Consider the following 18,941-nt stretch of genomic DNA (forward strand, 5'->3'; position numbering starts at 1 on the left):
GCACAAGGGTTTGTGACGAACATGGGTGAGGTTCCAATGGCGGGTCAGGCGTCGGATCAGGACAAGATCCTCGGCTACTTGAAGCGGGTGACGGCCGATCTGCACCAGACGCGGCAGCGCCTTCGCGAGGTCGAGGCCCAGGAGCCCGAACCCATCGCGATCGTCGGTATGGCCTGCAGGTTCCCCGGCGGCATCGAGTCGCCGGAGGGCCTGTGGGACCTGGTCGCGGGAGGCCGCGACGCCATCACCGACTTCCCCACCGACCGCGGCTGGGACATCGAGTCCCTGTACGACGCCGACCCCGAGCGGAGCGGCACCTCGTACACCCGCGAGGGCGGATTCCTCGACCGGGTCGGTGAGTTCGACGCCGCCTTCTTCGGGATCAGCCCGCGCGAGACCCTCGGCATGGACCCGCAGCAGCGCCTGCTGCTGGAAACCTCCTGGGAGACCTTCGAACGCGCCGGGATCGACCCGGCCGTCCTGCGCGGCAGCAAGGCCGGTGTGTTCATCGGCACCAACGGCCAGGACTACCCCGACCTGCTGCGCGACGGGGTCCCCCAGGGGGTCGAGCAGTACCTCCTCACCGGCAACGCCGCGAGCGTCGTCTCCGGTCGCCTCTCCTACACCTTCGGGCTGGAGGGCCCGGCCGTCACCGTCGACACCGCCTGCTCCGCCTCGCTCGTCGCCCTGCACCTCGCGGTGCAGGCCCTGCGCAACGGCGAGTGCTCCCTGGCCCTCGCCGGCGGCGTCACCGTCATGTCCAGCCCGCGCGCCTTCGTACAGTTCAGCCGGCAGCGCGGACTCGCCCCCGACGGCCGGTGCAAGCCGTTCGCCGAGGGCGCCGACGGCACCGGCTGGGGCGAGGGCGTCGGCATGCTCCTCGTCGAGAAGCTGTCCGACGCCCGCCGCAACGGGCACCCGGTGCTCGCCGTGGTCCGCGGCAGTGCCATCAACCAGGACGGCGCCTCCAACGGCCTGACCGCCCCGAACGGGCCCTCCCAGCAGCGCGTCATCCGGCAGGCCCTCACCAACGCCGGACTCACCCCGGCGCAGGTCGACGCGGTCGAGGCACACGGCACGGGCACCACGCTGGGCGACCCCATCGAGGCCCAGGCCATCCTCGCCACCTACGGCCAGAACCGCGCCGAGGGCCGGCCGCTGTGGCTGGGCTCCGTCAAGTCCAACCTCGGGCACACCCAGGCCGCCGCCGGTGTCGCGGGCATCATCAAGATGGTCCTCGCGATGCAGCACGGCGTCCTGCCCGAGTCCCTCCACATCGACCGGCCCTCCACCGCCGTCGACTGGACCACCGGCGACGTCGAACTCCTCACCCGGGCCGTGCCGTGGCCCGAGACCGGCCAGCCGCGCCGCGCCGGCATCTCCTCCTTCGGCGTCAGCGGCACCAACGCCCACACCGTCATCGAGCAGGCCCCGCCCGCCGACACCCCCGCCGCGCCGGCGGAGACCGGCACCGCGAACACCAGCCCGGACGACGCCGGTGCCGGCACCGACGCCGCACCGGCGGAGGGCGCCACCGGGCCGGTGCCGCTGACGGTCTCCGGCCACGGCGACGAGGGGCTGCGCGCCCAGGCCGGCCGCCTGGCCGCCCACCTGCGCGCCCACCCCGAGCTCGCCGCGGACCCCGCGGGCCTGACCGACCTCGGCCACTCCCTCGCCACCAGCCGCGCCGCCCTGGACCGCCGCGCCGTCCTCTTCGCCGACGGCCGCGAGCAGCTCCTCGCCGACCTCGACGCGCTCGCCGCCGGCGAGCAGCCCGCCACCGCGGTCCTCGGCGCCGTCGGCGAGGGCAACACCGCCTTCCTGTTCACCGGCCAGGGCAGCCAGCGCCCCGGCATGGCCCGCGACCTGTACGCCACCCACCCGGCGTTCGCCCGCGCCCTCGACGCCGTCCGTGACGAACTCGACCGCCACCTCGAACGCCCCCTGTACGACGTCCTGTTCGCCGCCGAGGGCAGCACCGGGGCGGCGCTGCTGGACGAGACCGCCTACACCCAGGCCGCCCTGTTCGCCGTCGAGGTCGCCCTCTACCGGCAGCTCGAACAGTGGGGCGTCGCCCCCGACTTCCTCATCGGGCACTCCATCGGCGAACTCGCCGCCGCCCACGTCTCCGGCGTGCTCACCCTCCCCGACGCCGCCGCCCTCGTCGCCGCCCGCGGCCGGCTGATGCAGGCCCTGCCCGCCGGCGGCGCGATGATCGCCGTCGAGGCCACCGAGGACGAGGTCACCCCGCTCCTCACCGACCGCGTGTCCATCGCCGCCGTCAACGGCCCCCGCTCCGTGGTCGTCTCCGGCGACGAGGACGCGGCCGCCGCGGTCGCCGACGTGCTGCGCGCCCGCGGCCGCCGCACCAAGCGGCTCACCGTCAGCCACGCCTTCCACTCCCCGCTGATGGACGGCATGCTCGACGCGTTCCGCGAGGCCGCCGAAGCAGTCTCCTACGCGCCGCCCGTCATCCCCATCGTCTCCAACCTCACCGGCGCCTCCGTGACCGCCGAGGAGATCTGCACCGCCGACTACTGGGTGCGGCACGTCCGCGAGGCCGTCCGCTTCCTCGACGGCGTACGCGCCCTGGCCGCGCTCGGCGTCACCACCTTCCTCGAGGTGGGCCCCGGCGGCGTCCTCACCGCCCTCGCCCAGGACTGCCTCGCCGACCACGGCGACGCCCTGTTCGTGCCCGCCCTGCGCACCGACCGCCCGGAGCCGGCGGCGTTCGCCACCTCCGTCGCCGCGGCCCACGCCCACGGCGTCGCCGTGGACTGGCCGGCCGTCTTCGCCGGCCGCGGCGGCACCCGCGTCGACCTGCCCACGTACGCCTTCCAGCGCCGCCTGTACTGGCCCGAGCAGCCCACCGCCTGGACCGGCGACGTCACCGCCGCCGGCATCGGGTCCGCCGACCACCCGCTGCTCGGCGCCGCCATCGCCCTCGCCGACGGCGACGGCTACCTGTTCACCGGCCGCCTCTCCCTGGCCACCCACCCCTGGCTCGCCGACCACACGGTCATGGACACCGTGCTGCTGCCCGGCACCGCCTTCGTCGAACTCGCCCTCCAGGCCGGCGAGCACACCGGCTGCGAACTCCTCGACGAGCTCACCCTCCAGGCCCCCCTGGTCCTGCCCCCGCACGGCGGCATCCAGATCCAGCTCGCCGTCGGCACGCCCGAGGCCGACGGACGGCGCTCGCTGACCCTGCACTCCCGGCCCGAGGACGCCGCCGACGACACCTGGGGCGAAGGCGCCTGGACCCGGCACGCCACCGGCTTCCTCGCCCCCGCCGGCCCGCAGGCCGGCCGGGGGACCGGCACCGACCTGGCCACCTGGCCGCCGCAGGGCGCCACGCCCCTCCCCGTCGACGGCCTGTACGCGTACCTCACCGGCACCGGATTCGCCTACGGGCCCGTCTTCCAGGGCCTGACCGGTGCCTGGCAGCGCGCCGACGAGGTCTTCGCCGAGGTCCGCCTGCCCGAACGGGCCCACGCCGAGGCCGCCCTGTTCGGCCTGCACCCGGCCCTCCTCGACGCCGCCCTGCACGCCGTCGGCATGGGCTCCCTGCTGGAGGACACCGAGCACGGCCGGCTGCCGTTCTCGTGGAGCGGCGTCGCCCTGCACGCCGTCGGCGCCCGCGCCCTCCGCGTCCGCCTGGCCCCCGCCGGCCGGGACACCGTCTCCGTCGACCTCGCCGACGAGACCGGCGCGCCCGTCGCCTCCGTCGACGCCCTGCTGCTCCGCCCCGTCAGCCCCGACCAGGTCCGGGCCGCCCGCACCGCCTTCCACGACGCGCTGTTCCGCGTCGACTGGACCCCGCTGGCCCTCCCGGCCGCCACCACCGTCGCCCCCGGCCAGTGGGCCCTGCTCGGCGACGACTCGGTGGCCGGCCGGTTCACCACCGTCCTGCCCACCGCGGCCGCGCACCCCGACCTCGCCGCCCTCGCCGCGGCCGTCGAGGCCGGCGGCCCGGTCCCGCAGGCCGTGGTCGTCCCCGTGTCCGTCCCCGCCGCCCGCGGTGCTGCGGCGACCCCCGTCGACGCCGCGCTGCCCGGCGCCGTCGCCGACGCGCTGCACCACGCCCTGGAGCTGGCCCAGGCCTGGCTCGCCGACGACCGCTTCGCCGACTCCCGCCTGGTGTTCACCACCCGCGGCGCCGTCGCCACCACCGCCGGCTCCGACGTGCCCGACCTGGCGCACGCCCCGCTGTGGGGTCTGCTGCGCTCGGCCCAGTCCGAGCACCCCGACCGGTTCGTCCTGCTCGACCTGGACCACCGCGAGGAGTCCCTGCGCGCCCTGCCCGCGGCCCTGGCCACCGGCGAGGCACAGCTCGCCCTCCGCGAGGGCCGCGCCGTCATGCCCCGGCTCGCCCGCGTCCCCGCCGTGCCCGCGGCCGAGGGGCTCCAGGCCCGCCCGCTCGACACCGACGGCACCGCCCTGGTCACCGGCGCCACCGGCACCCTCGGCGGGCTCGTCGCCCGCCACCTGGTCACCGCGCACGGCGTCCGTCGCCTGCTGCTGACCAGCCGCCGCGGCGAGGCCGCCGCCGGAGCCCCCGAACTCCTCGCGGAGCTGCGCGCGCTGGGCGCCGAGGTCACCCTGGCCGCCTGCGACGCCGCCGACCGCGACGCGCTCGCCGCACTGCTGGCCGCCGTACCGGCCGAGCACCCGCTGACCGCCGTCGTGCACACGGCGGGGGTCCTCGACGACGGCATCCTCGAAGCGCTCACCCCCGAGCGGATCGACCACGTCCTGTCCGCCAAGGTCGACGCGGCCGTCAACCTGCACGTGCTGACCCGCGACCTCGACCCCGCCGCGTTCGTGCTGTTCTCCGCCGCCGCCGGCACCCTCGGCGCGGCCGGCCAGGCCAACTACGCCGCCGCCAACACCTTCCTCGACGCCCTCGCCCAGCGCCGCCGCGCCGAAGGCCTGCCCGCCACCGCGCTCGCCTGGGGCCTGTGGGCCGAGCGCAGCGGCATGACCGGGGATCTCGCCGACACCGACCTGGAGCGGATCTCCCGCGCCGGCGTCGCCGCACTGTCCTCCGCCGAGGGCCTCGCCCTCATGGACACCGCCCGCGAGACCGGCGAGCCCACCGCCGTCCCCATGCACCTCGACCTGGCCGGGCTGCGCCAGGCCGACGCGAGCACGGTCCCGCCGCTGCTGCGCGGCCTGGTCCGGCCCGCCGCCCGCCGCACCGCCGCCGCGCAGGGCGCCGCGCCCGCCGACGGCCTCGCCGAGCGGCTGCTGCCCCTGACCGCCGCCGAACGCGACCGGCTGCTGCTGGCCACCGTCCGCGTCCAGGTCGCCGCCGTCCTCGGCTTCCCCGGCCCCGACGCCGTCGACCCCGGCCGCGCCTTCAAGGAGCTCGGCTTCGACTCGCTCACCGCGGTCGAACTGCGCAACCGCCTCGGCTCCGCCACCGGCGTCCGGCTGCCCGCCACCCTCGTCTTCGACTACCCCACCCCGAACGCGCTCGCCGCGTTCCTGCGCACCGAACTCCTCGGCGACCAGGCCGCCCCCGCCGCCACGGGCAGCGCCGCCGCCGTCCCGGCCGTCGCCGACGAGCCCATCGCCATCGTCGCCATGGCGTGCCGCTACCCCGGCGGGGTCACCACCCCCGAGGAGCTGTGGCAGCTCGTCGCCGGCTCCGTCGACGCGATCTCCCCGTTCCCCACCGACCGCGGCTGGAACCTCGACGGGCTGTACGACTCCGATCCCGGCCGGGTCGGGACCTCGTACACCCGTGAGGGCGGCTTCCTGCACGACGCCGCCGACTTCGACCCGGACGTCTTCGGCATCAACCCGCGCGAGGCCCTCGCCATGGACCCGCACCAGCGGCTCCTGCTGGAGACCTCCTGGGAGGCCTTCGAACGCGCCGGCATCGACCCCGCCGCGATGCGCGGCAGCCGCACCGGCGTCTTCGCCGGCGTCATGTACCACGACTACCTGACCCGGCTCCCGGCCGTCCCCGAGGGGCTGGAGGGCTACCTCGGCACCGGCACCGCCGGCAGCGTCGCCTCCGGCCGCATCTCCTACACCTTCGGCCTGGAGGGCCCGGCCGTCACCATCGACACGGCCTGCTCCTCCTCCCTCGTCGCCCTGCACCTGGCCGCGCAGGCCCTGCGCAGCGGCGAGTGCGACATGGCGCTCGCCGGCGGTGTCACCGTCATGTCCACCCCGGACACCTTCATCGACTTCAGCCGCCAGCGGGGCCTGTCCACCGACGGCCGCTGCAAGTCCTTCTCCGCCGACGCCGACGGCACCGGCTGGGCCGAAGGCGCCGGCATGATCCTGGTCGAGCGGCTCTCCGACGCCCGCCGCAACGGCCACCCGGTCCTCGCCGTGGTCCGCGGCACCGCCGTCAACCAGGACGGCGCCTCCAACGGGCTCACCGCCCCCAACGGCCCCTCGCAGCAGCGCGTCATCCGCGAGGCCCTCACCCACGCCGGCCTGACCGCCGCCGACGTCGACGCCGTCGAGGCACACGGCACCGGCACCACCCTCGGCGACCCGATCGAGGCGCAGGCCCTGATCGCAACCTACGGCCAGGACCGGTCCGCGGACCAGCCCCTGCGGCTGGGTTCCATCAAGTCCAACATCGGCCACACCCAGGCCGCCGCCGGCGCCGCCGGCATCATCAAGATGGTCCTGGCCATGCGCCACGGCGTCCTGCCGGCGTCGCTGCACATCGGCGAGCCGTCCCCGCACATCGACTGGACCGCCGGCGCCGTCTCCCTCCTCACCGAGCAGGCGCAGTGGCCCGAGACGGGCCGCCCGCGCCGCGCGGGCATCTCCTCCTTCGGCGTCAGCGGCACCAACGCGCACGTCATCATCGAACAGCCGCCCGCCGCCGAGCACGCCGGGTCCGCCGCCCCCGGGTCCGCCGCCCCCGGGTCCGACCTCCCCGCCGGCAGCCCGCTGCCGTTCGTCCTCTCCGGCCGCACCCCCGACGCCCTGCGCGCCCAGGCCGCCCGGCTCGCCGCCCACCTCGCCGAACAGCCCGACGCGGCCCTCGCCGACGTGGCCTCCACCCTGGCCACCCGGCGCACCGCCCTGGACCGCCGGGCCGGCGTCGTCGCCGCCGACCGGGCGGAGCTGCTGACCGGGCTCGCCGCGCTCGCCGAGGGCCGCGACCACGCCCGGCTCGTCCGGCACGACGCCGGCGACGGCCGGCTCGCCGTACTGTTCACCGGGCAGGGCAGCCAGCGCCCCGGCATGGGCCGCGAACTGTACGCGACCCACCCGGTGTTCGCCGCCGCCCTGGACGAGGTCTGCGCAGCCCTCGACCCGCACCTCGAACAGCCGCTCGGAAAGGTCCTGTTCGCCGAGGACGGCGACCTCCTCGACCGGACCGGGTACACCCAGCCCGCCCTGTTCGCCCTGGAGACCGCGCTCTACCGGCTCGTCGAATCCTGGGGGATACGCCCCGACTTCGTCGCCGGCCACTCCATCGGCGAGATCACCGCCGCACACGTCTCCGGCGTCCTCACCCTGCCCGACGCCGCCTCCCTGGTCGCCGCCCGCGGCCGGCTCATGGAGCAGCTGCCCGAGGGCGGCGCGATGATCGCGCTCAGTGCCACCGAGGACGAGGTCCGGCCGCTGCTGGCCGGCCAGGAGGACCGGATCGGCCTCGCCGCCGTCAACTCCGCCTCCGCCGTGGTCGTCTCCGGCGAGGAAGACCTCGCGCTGGAGATCGCCGCCGAGTTCGCGTCCCGCGGCCGGCAGACCAAGCGGCTCACCGTCAGCCACGCCTTCCACTCCCCGCTGATGGACGGCATGCTCGACGCCTTCCGCGAGGTCGCTGCCTCCCTCACCTACCACGCGCCCACCATCCCCGTCGTCACGAACCTCACCGGCGAGCTCGCGGGCGAGGAACTGCGCACTCCCGAGCACTGGGTCGCCCACGTCCGGGAAGCCGTCCGCTTCCTCGACGGCATCCGCACCCTGGACGGCGAGCACGTCACCACCTACCTCGAACTCGGCCCGCAGGGCGTGCTGTCGGGCCTCGGCCGCGACTGCCTGACCGACACCGACGGCACCACCGGGGCCGTGTTCGTCCCGGCCCTGCGCCGCGACCGCAGCGAGCCCGAGGCGCTGGCCGCCGCCATCGCCGCCGTCCACACCCGCACCGTCCCGGTCGACTGGACCGCGTACTTCGCCGCGACCGGCGCCCGCCGCACCGACCTGCCCACGTACGCCTTCCAGCGCCGCCGGTTCTGGCTCGAAGCCCCCGCCGGCTTCATCGGGGACGTCGAGTCGGCCGGTCTGGGCGCCGCCCACCACCCGCTGCTCGGCGCCGCCGTGCCGCTCGCCGACGGCGAGGGCCTCCTGTTCACCGGGCGGCTCTCCCTCGACACCCACCCGTGGCTGGCCGACCACGCCGTCATGGGCACCGTCCTGCTGCCCGGCACCGCCTTCGTCGAGCTCGCCGTCCGGGCCGGCGACCAGGCCGGCTGCGACCTGCTGGAGGAGCTCACCCTCGAAGCCCCCCTGGTCCTGGCCCCGCACGCCGCGGTCCGCCTGCAGATCGTGGTGGGCGCCCCCGACCGGGACGGCCGCCGCACCCTGGACCTGTACTCCGGCGACCCGGACGCCGCCGACGACGAGCCGTGGACCCGCCACGCCACCGGCGTCCTCGCCGCCGGCGCCCCGCGGCCCGCGTTCGACCTCGCCGCCTGGCCCCCGGCCGGCGCCGAGGCCGTCACCGTCGACGGCCTGTACGAGCACATCGGCCAGGGCGGCTTCGCCTACGGACCCGTCTTCCAGGGCCTGCGCGCCGCCTGGACCCTCGGCGACGACGTCTACGCCGAGGTGGCCCTGCCCGACGACCGGCAGGCCGACGCCGCCCGGTTCGGCCTGCACCCGGCCCTCCTCGACGCCGCCCTGCACGCCACCTTCGTCCAGCCGTCCCCCGACGGCGACCGGCAGGGCGGGCTGCCGTTCTCCTGGCGCGGCGTGTCCCTGCACGCCGTCGGTGCGGCCGCCCTGCGCGTCCGCCTCACCACCGGCGGCGAGGACACCCTTTCCCTCCAGGTCGCCGACACCACCGGCGCGCCCGTCGCCGTCGTCGAGCGCCTGGTGGTGCGGCCCGTCACCGCCGACCGGCTGGCCGGCGCCGCCCGCACCGTGCACCACGAGTCGCTGTTCCGCGTCGACTGGGCCACCGTGCCGCTGCCGTCGGGCGCCCCGGACGAGCAGCCGGGCGACGCCTGGGCCGTCCTCGGCTCCGGCACCGGGCTGCCCGGCCGCACCCACGCCGACCTGGCGGCCCTCGCCGCAGCCGTGGACGCGGGCGCCCCGGCCCCCGCGTACGTCCTGACCCCCTGCCCGGCCGCCGGCGACGCGGGGGCGCTCACCCCCGACGCCGTCCGCGCCGCCACCCACCGGGCCCTGGCCCTGGTCCAGGCCTGGCTCGCCGACGACCGGTTCGCCGAGTCCCGCCTGGTGTTCGTCACCCGCGGAGCCGTCGCCACCCAGGGCGACTGGGACCTCGCCGACCCCGTCCACGCCCCCGTCTGGGGCCTGGTCCGGACCGCGCAGGCGGAGAACCCCGACCGCTTCGTCCTCGCCGACCTCGACACCCCCGCCGCGGACGACGCCCTCCCGGGCCTGCTCGCCGCCGCCCTCGCCACCGGGGAGCCGCAGTTCGCGGTCCGCCGCGGCACCGTCCACGCCCCCCGCCTCGCCCGGGTCCCGGCGGGCACCGCGCTGACCCCGCCCGCGGACGGCTCCGCCTGGCGCATGGACATCGAGGACAAGGGCACCCTCGACCACCTCGCGCTCCTCCCCAGCCCGGAGTCCGAGGCCCCGCTGGAGCCCGGCCAGGTCCGCGTCGCCGTCCGCGCCGCCGGCCTCAACTTCCGCGACGTCCTCAACGCCCTCGGCATGTACCCCGGCGACCCCGGCCTGATGGGCTCCGAAGGCGCCGGCACCGTCCTGGAGACCGGCCCCGGCGTCACCGACCTCGCCCCCGGCGACCGGGTCATGGGCATGCTGCCCGGCGCCTTCGGCCCGCTCGCCGTCGTCGACCGCCGCATGATCGCCCCGATGCCCGAGGGTTGGACCTTCGCGGAGGCCGCGGCCGTACCGATCGTCTTCATGACGGCGTACTACGCCCTCCACGACCTCGCCGGCCTGCAGCAGGGCGAAGCCCTCCTGGTGCACGCCGCCGCCGGCGGCGTCGGCATGGCCGCCGTCCAGCTGGCCCGCCACTGGGGCGCCGAGGTCCACGCCACCGCCAGCCCCGCCAAGTGGGACACCCTGCGCGGACTCGGCCTGACCGACGACCGGATCGCCTCGTCCCGTACCCTCGACTTCGAGGACGCCTTCCGCACCGCCACCGGCGGACGCGGTGTCGACGTCGTCCTGGACTCCCTCGCCCGTGAGTTCGTCGACGCCTCGCTGCGGCTGCTGCCGCGCGGCGGACGCTTCGTCGAGATGGGCAAGACCGACGTCCGCGACCCGCAGGCCGTCGCCGCCGCCCACCCCGGCGTCCGCTACCAGGCGTTCGACCTGACCGAGGCCGGCCTGGACCGCATCCAGGAGATGCTCACCGAACTCCTCGGCCTGTTCCGGGCCGGTGCCCTGCGCCCGATCCCGGTCGCCGCCTGGGATCTGCGCCAGGCCCCCGAGGCCTTCCGCTACCTCAGCCAGGCCCGCCACACCGGCAAGATCGTCCTCACCGTGCCCGCCGAGTGGAACCCCGAGGGCACCGTCCTCATCACCGGCGGCACCGGCACCCTGGGCGCCCTCGTCGCCCGGCACGCCGTCACCGTCCGCGGCGCCCGCCGCCTGCTCCTGACCAGCCGCCGCGGCGAAGCCGCCGCGGGCGCCGCCGAACTCGCCGCCGAGCTGCGCGCCCTGGGCGCCGACGTCACCGTCGCCGCCTGCGACGCCGCCGACCGCGACGCGCTCGCCGCCCTCCTGGCCGGCATCCCGGCCGCACACCCGCTGACCGCCGTCATCCACACCGCCGGCGTCCTCGACGACGGCATCACCACGGCCCTGACCCCCGAACGGGTCGACCGCGTCCTGCGGCCCAAGGCCGACGCCGCGCTCCACCTGCACGAGCTGACCCGCCGGCTGGACCTGGCCGACTTCGTCCTGTTCTCCTCCGCCGCCGGCACCTTCGGCGGCGCCGGCCAGGCCAACTACGCCGCCGCGAACGTCTTCCTCGACGCCCTCGCCCGCCACCGCCAGGCCCACGGCCTGCCCGGCACCTCCCTCGGCTGGGGCCTGTGGGCCGAGGCCAGCGGCATGACCGGCGAGCTCGACACCGCCGACAAGGACCGGATGACGCGCTCCGGCGTCCTCGGCCTCTCCTCCGAGGAGGGCCTGGCCCTCCTCGACACCGCCCACCGCGCCGGCGACGCCCACCTCGTCCCCATGCAGCTCGACCTCGCCCCGCTGCGCCAGGCCGACGCGAGCATGGTCCCCGCCCTGCTGCGCGGCCTCGTCCGCACCCCGGCCCGACGGGCCGTTGAGGCCACCACCGCCGGCACCGGAACCCCGCTGGTGGAGCAGCTCGTCCGGCTCCCCGGGAACGAGCGCGACGCGCTGCTCCTGGACCTCGTACGCGACCAGGTGGCCGCCGTCCTCGGCCACGCCACGCCGGACGCCGTCGAACCCGGCCGCGCCTTCAAGGACCTCGGCTTCGACTCCCTCACCGCCGTCGAGTTCCGCAACCGGCTCGGCGCCGCCGCCGGGGTCCGCCTGCCCGCCACCCTCGTCTTCGACTACCCCACCCCCACGGCCCTCGCCGGCTTCCTCAAGGACGAGCTCCTCGGCTCCGAGGCCGCCGCCGCGGCCGCCCTCCCGCGACACCCGGCCGGTGCCGGCGCCGCCGAGGCCGACGACCCCATCGCCATCGTCGCCATGAGCTGCCGCTTCCCCGGCGGCGTCCGCAGCCCCGAGGACCTGTGGCAGCTGCTCGCCGAGGGGCGCGACGGCATCGCCCAGCTCCCGGACGACCGCGGCTGGGACACCGAGGCGCTGTACGACCCCGACCCCGACAACCCCGGCACCTCCTACGCCCGGGAAGGCGGCTTCGTCTACGACGCCCACCACTTCGACCCCGCGTTCTTCGGGATCAACCCGCGCGAGGCCCTCGCCATGGACCCGCAGCAGCGCCTGCTGCTGGAGACCTCCTGGGAGGCGTTCGAGCGGGCCGGGATCGACCCGACGGGCCTGCGCGGACAGCAGGTCGGCGTGTTCGTCGGGCAGATGCACAACGACTACGTGTCCCGGCTGAACACCGTCCCCGAAGGCGTCGAGGGCTACCTCGGCACCGGCGGCTCCAGCAGCATCGCCTCCGGCCGCGTCTCCTACACCTTCGGCTTCGAGGGCCCGGCCGTCACCGTCGACACCGCCTGCTCCTCCTCGCTCGTCGCCCTGCACCTGGCCGCGCAGGCGCTGCGCTCCGGAGAGTGCTCCCTCGCCCTCGCGGGCGGCGTCACCATCATCACCACCCCCGACGTGTTCACCGAGTTCAGCCGCCAGCGCGGCCTCGCCGCCGACGGCCGCTGCAAGCCCTTCGCGGCTGCCGCCGACGGCACCGCGTGGGGCGAGGGCGTCGGCATGCTCCTCGTCGAGCGGCTGTCGGACGCCCGCCGCAACGGCCACCAGGTGCTCGCGGTCGTCCGCGGCACGGCCGTCAACCAGGACGGTGCCTCCAACGGGCTCACCGCCCCCAACGGCCCCTCCCAGCAGCGGGTCATCCGCCAGGCCCTGGCCAACGCGGGCCTGACCGCCGCCGACGTCGACGCCGTGGAGGCGCACGGCACGGGCACCCGCCTCGGCGACCCGATCGAGGCACAGGCGCTCCTGGCCACCTACGGCCAGGACCGGCCCGCGGACAGCCCGCTGTGGCTGGGCTCCATCAAGTCCAACTTCGGCCACACGCAGGCCGCCGCCGGTGTCGCCGGCATCATCAAGATGGTCCAGGCCATGCACCACGGCGTGCTGCCGCAGACCCTCCACGTGGACGAGCCGTCCCCGCACGTCGACTGGTCCGCGGGAGCGGTCTCCCTCCTCACCGAGCAGCGCCCCTGGCCGGAGACCGGCCGCCCGCGCCGCGCCGGCGTCTCCTCCTTCGGCATGAGCGGTACGAACGCCCACGCCATCGTCGAACTCCCGGACGGAACGGCATCCCCGGACGCCCCGGCCAGCCAGGCGGCGGCCCCGGCCGCGCTCCCGTGGCACCTGACCGCCCGCACCTCCGAAGCCCTGCGCGCCCAGGCGGAGCGGCTCCTCGCCCACCTGGACGCCGACCCGGCGGCGGAGCCCGCCGGCATCGGCCTCTCGCTGGCCACCACCCGGGCCGTCTTCGAGCAGCGCGCCACCGTCGTCGCGGCGGACCGCGACGGCTTCCGCACCGGCCTGGCCGCCCTCACCGAAGGCCGCTCGGCGAGCGGACTGGTCCAGGGCACGCCCGCGGCCGGCGAGAAGCTCGCCTTCCTGTTCACCGGTCAGGGCAGCCAGCGCCTCGGCACGGGCCGCGAGCTGTACGCCGCCCACCCGGTGTTCGCCGCCGCGCTCGACGAGGTGTGCGACCGCCTCGACCTCGAACGGCCTCTGAAGGACGTACTGTTCGGCGACGACGCGGCCGTCCTCGACCGCACGGAGTACACCCAGCCGGCACTCTTCGCCGTCGAGGTGGCACTGTTCCGGCTCGTCGAGTCCTGGGGTGTGCAGCCGGACTTCCTGTCCGGCCACTCCATCGGCGAGCTCGCCGCCGCGCACGTGGCGGGCGTGCTGTCGCTGGACGACGCGTGCACCCTGGTCGCCGCCCGCGGCCGGCTGATGCAGGCCCTGCCCGCCGGCGGCGTGATGATCGCGGTGGAGGCGACGGAGGACGAGGTCCGCCCGCTGCTGACGGACGGCGTGAGCATCGCGGCCGTCAACGGTCCGCGGTCGGTCGTGGTCGCCGGTGACGAGGACGCCGCCGTTGCCGTCGCGGACGCCTTCCCCGGCCGCAGGACCAAGCGGCTGACGGTCAGCCACGCCTTCCACTCGCCGCACATGGACGGCATGCTGGAGGACTTCCGGCAGGTGGCCGAGGGGCTCGCGTACGCCGCCCCGCGCATCCCGGTCGTCTCCAACCTGACCGGAACCGTCGTCACCGACGAGATGGGCTCGGCCGACTTCTGGGTGCGGCACGTCCGCGAGGCCGTCCGCTTCCTGGACGGCGTCCGCGCCCTCGAAGCCGCCGGCGTCACGACGTACGTCGAGCTCGGCCCCGACGGCGTCCTCTCCGCGATGGCCCAGGCCTGCCTGACCGACGACCCCGGCTCCACCGCGTTCGCCGCCGCCCTGCGCGCCGGCCGCCCCGAGTGCGAGACCCTGCTCACCGCCCTGTCCACCGCGCACGTCCGCGGCACCCCCGTCGACTGGCGGGCGTTCTACGCCCCGCTCGGCGCCCGCCGGGTCGACCTGCCGACGTACGCCTTCCAGCGCACCCCCTACTGGCTCGACGCCGGCCGCGCGGACGGCGACGTCACCGCCGCCGGTCTCGGCACCGCCGACCACCCTCTGCTCGGCGCCGAGGTCCAGCTGCCCGACTCCGACGGCCACGTCTTCACCGGACGGCTGTCCCTGGCCGGCCAGCCCTGGCTCGGGGACCACCGGGTCATGGGCTCCGCCCTGCTCCCGGGCACGGCCTTCGTCGAACTCGCCCTCCGGGCGGGCACGCACGTCGGCTGCGACCTGGTCGACGAACTCACCCTGGAGGCGCCGCTGGTGCTGCCCGAACAGGGCGGCGCCCAGCTCCGGCTCTCCGTCGGCGCCGCCGGCGGCCGGGGCGGCCGGCGCAGCCTGACCCTGCACTCCCGCCCCGAGGGCGCCGACCCGGACACCCCGTGGACGCGGCACGCCACGGGTGTCCTCGCGCCCGGCACCGGCCAGGCCCCGCAGACCCTCACCGAGTGGCCGCCGGCCGGGGCGGAGTCCGTCCCGGTGGACGGCCTGTACGAGGGCCTCGCGGACTCCGGCTTCGGCTACGGGCCGGTCTTCCGCGGCCTGCGCGCCGCCTGGCGCGACCAGGACGCGTACTACGCCGAGGTCGCCCTGCCCGAGGGCGCCGCGGCCGAGGCCGCCCGGTTCGGCCTGCACCCGGCCCTCCTCGACGCGGCCCTGCACGCGCTCGGACTGGGCGCCGCGGGTGCCGGTGCCGGCGAAGGCCGGCTCCCGTTCTCCTGGTCCGGCGTGTCCCTGCACGCGGTCGGGGCCGCCGGGCTCCGGGTGCGGCTGACCACGGCCCGCAACGGCGAAGTGGCCCTGACCATCGCCGACGCCACCGGTGCACCCGTCGCCTCGGTGGCCGGACTGGCCCTGCGCGCCGTGAACCGCGACCAGCTCGCCACGGCACCGGACGCCACCCGTGACGCCCTGTTCCGGGTGGAGTGGACGGAGCTTCCCGCCGGCGGGTCCTTCGAGGACTGGCGGATGCTGGACGGGTCCGGCGGCTCCGGCGGCTCCGGCGAATCCGCGGCCGCCCTGGTCGTGCCGTGCTCGACGCCCGCCGGCGCGGACCCGGTCGCCGTGGCGCACACCGAGACCGCCCGGGTGCTCCGGCTGCTCCAGGACCGACCGGCGGACGAGCAGGCCGCGGACGCCCGCCTGGTGTTCCTGACCAGGGGAGCGGTGGAGGCCGTACCGGGCGAGGGCGTGGCGGACCCGGCACACGCAGGCGTGTGGGGTCTGGTGCGGTCGGCGCAGTCCGAGAACCCGGGCCGCCTGGTGCTCGTGGACGTCGACGCCGATGTGACCGATGCCGATGTGGCCGGGGCGCTCTCGGCGGCGCTCGGCTCGGGCGAGTCCGAGGTGGCGGTACGCGACGGCGCCGTGCTGGTGCCGAGGCTGGCCCGTACCGCGGTCCCGGCCAGCGATCAGGCCGCCCCGGCGTGGGACGCGGACGGCACGGTGTTGGTGACGGGTGCGAGCGGTTCGCTCGGCGGGCTGTTCGCGCGGCACCTGGTGACCGGGCACGGCGTGCGGCGCCTGCTGCTGGTGTCCCGTCGTGGTGAGGCGGCCGAGGGTGCTGCGGAGTTGTCGGCGGAGCTGGCGGGTCTGGGTGCCGAGGTCGCCTGGGCGGCCTGTGACGTGGCCGATCGGGACGCGCTGGCGGCCGTGGTGGCCGGCATCCCGGCCGGGCGCCCGCTGACCGCGGTCGTGCACACCGCCGGCGTCCTGGACGACGGCGTGATCGGGTCGCTGACCCCCGAGCGGCTGTCGGCGGTGCTGCGTCCGAAGGTGGACGCGGCGTGGAACTTGCACGAGCTGACCCGGGACCTGGACCTCTCCGCGTTCGTCCTGTTCTCCTCCGCCGCCGGTGTGTTCGGTGGCGCCGGCCAGGGCAACTACGCGGCGGCCAACACCTTCCTGGACGCGCTCGCCGCCCACCGCCGGGCGGCCGGCCTCGCCGGCACCTCGCTGGCCTGGGGCCTGTGGACCGGCGTCGGCGGCATGGGCGGCGAGCTGACCGACGGCGACCGCGAGCGCATCAACCGCGGCGGCATCGGCGCCCTCACCCCCGAGACCGGCCTCGCCCTCTTCGACGCGGCCCGGCGCACCGCCGACCCGCTGCTCGTCCCGCTCCCGCTCGACCTGGCCGCCCTGCGCGCCCAGGCCCGTACCGGCACGGTCCCCGACCTGCTGCGCGGCCTGGTCCGGGTGCCGGCCGCCCGCCGGGCCGCCGCGGGCCAGGGCGCCACCGGCGACGGCTCCGCGTTCCGTACGCGGCTGACCGGGCTGCCCGCCGGGGAGCGCGAGACGGCCCTGCTGGACATGGTCCGGGCGGAGGTGGCCACCGTGCTCGGCCACACCTCCACCGACGAGGTGCCGGCCGACCGGGCGTTCAAGGAGCTCGGCTTCGACTCCCTGACCTCCGTCGAACTGCGCAACCGGCTCGGGGCCGCCACCGGCGAACGGCTGCCCGCCACGCTCGTCTTCGACTACCCGACGCCGAGCGCGCTCGCCGCGTACCTGATGGCCGAGGTCCTGGGCCTGTCCGCGGACGAGCACGTCACCTCCGGGTCCCTGACGCCCGCAGCCGCCCCCGGGGCCGCGCTCCACGAGGACCCGATCGCGATCGTCGGCATGAGCTGCCGCTACCCCGGCGGGGTCGAGACCCCCGAGGACCTGTGGCGCCTGGTGGCCGGCGGCATCGACGCCATCTCGGAGTTCCCCCAGGGCCGCGGCTGGGACCTGGAGTCGCTGTACGACCCGGACCCGGACGGCAAGGGCACCAGCTACACCCGCTCCGGCGGCTTCCTGCACGACGCGGGCCGCTTCGACCCGGCGTTCTTCGGGATCTCCCCGCGCGAGGCCGTGGCGATGGACCCGCAGCAGCGGCTGCTGCTGGAGACCTCCTGGGAGGCCTTCGAGCGGGCCGGTATCGACCCGGCCACCGTGCGCGGCAGCCGGACCGGCGTCTTCGCGGGCATCATGTACCACGACTACGCCACCCGGATCACCTCTGTGCCGGACGGCGTCGAGGGCTACCTCGGCACCGGCAACTCCGGCAGCATCGCCTCCGGCCGCGTCTCCTACGCGTTCGGGCTGGAGGGCCCGGCGGTCACCGTCGACACGGCGTGCTCGTCCTCCCTCGTCGCCCTGCACTGGGCGATCCAGGCGCTGCGCAATGGCGAGTGCACCATGGCGCTGGCCGGCGGTGTCACGGTCATGTCGACGCCGGGCACCTTCACCGAGTTCAGCCGGCAGCGCGGCCTCGCCGCCGACGGCCGCATCAAGTCCTTCGCGGCGGCCGCCGACGGCACCAGCTGGGCCGAGGGCGCGGGCATGCTGCTCGTCGAGCGCCTGTCGGACGCCCGCCGCAACGGCCACCCGGTCCTGGCCGTGGTCCGCGGCTCCGCGATCAACCAGGACGGTGCGAGCAACGGCCTGACCGCGCCCAACGGCCCCTCCCAGCAGCGCGTCATCCGGCAGGCCCTCGCCTCCGCCGCCCTGACCAGCGACATGATCGACGTGGTCGAGGCGCACGGCACGGGCACCACCCTCGGCGACCCGATCGAGGCCCAGGCCCTGCTGGCCACCTACGGCCGGGAGCGCGCGGCCGACGAGCCGCTGTGGCTCGGCTCGATCAAGTCCAACATGGGCCACACCCAGGCCGCCGCCGGTGTCGCCGGCATCATCAAGATGATCATGGCGATGCGGCACGGCGTGCTGCCGAAGACCCTGCACGTGGACGAGCCGACCCCGCACGTGGACTGGGAGGACGGCGCCGTCTCGCTGCTGACCGAGTCCCTGCCGTGGCCCGAGACCGGCCGCCCGCGCCGCGCCGGTGTGTCGTCCTTCGGCATCAGCGGCACCAACGCCCACACGATCATCGAGCAGGCCCCGGAGGACCTCACCCCGGCCGCGGCGGACGACCGTCCGGCGCCCGTGCTGCCGTACGTGCTGTCCGCGAAGTCGGCGGACGCGCTGCGCGGCCAGGCGGCCCGCCTCCGCACCCACCTGGAGGGCGCGCCCGGCGCCGGAACCGCGGACGCGGCCTACTCGCTGGCCACCCGCCGCGCCTCCTTCGACCACCGCGCGGTGGTCGTGGCGGCAGGCCGGGACGAACTGCTGCGCGGCCTGACCGCCCTGGCGGACGGCGACCCGGCCGCCGCGGGGGTCACGCGGGACGCCGTGGGCGCCGCCGGCGCCGGAAAGCTCGCCTTCCTGTTCACCGGCCAGGGCAGCCAGCGCCCCGGCGCGGGCCGGGAGCTGTACGACACCCACCCGGTGTTCGCGGACGCCCTGGACGCGATCTGCGCCCGCATGGACGTCCACCTCGAACTGCCTCTGAAGGAGGTGCTGTTCGGCGACGACGCGGCCGTTCTCGACCGTACGGAGTACACGCAGCCGGCGTTGTTCGCCGTCGAGGTGGCGCTGTTCCGGCTGCTGGAGTCCTGGGGCGTGAGGCCGGACTTCCTGTC

1 protein-coding gene is annotated in these 18,941 nt (G+C 76.3%); it reads left to right on the forward strand.

Going from position 1 to position 18,941, the window contains the following annotated elements; all coding sequences use genetic code 11:
- Positions 1–12 precede the first annotated feature (12 nt).
- A partial coding sequence (locus ACFVGY_RS28015) for an SDR family NAD(P)-dependent oxidoreductase (RefSeq protein WP_385681997.1) occupies positions 13–18,941 on the forward strand: 18,929 nt, incomplete at its 3' end.

It is taken from the genome of Streptomyces sp. NPDC127106, from assembly GCF_042677605.1.
In the GTDB taxonomy this organism is placed as follows: Bacteria; Actinomycetota; Actinomycetes; order Streptomycetales; family Streptomycetaceae; genus Streptomyces.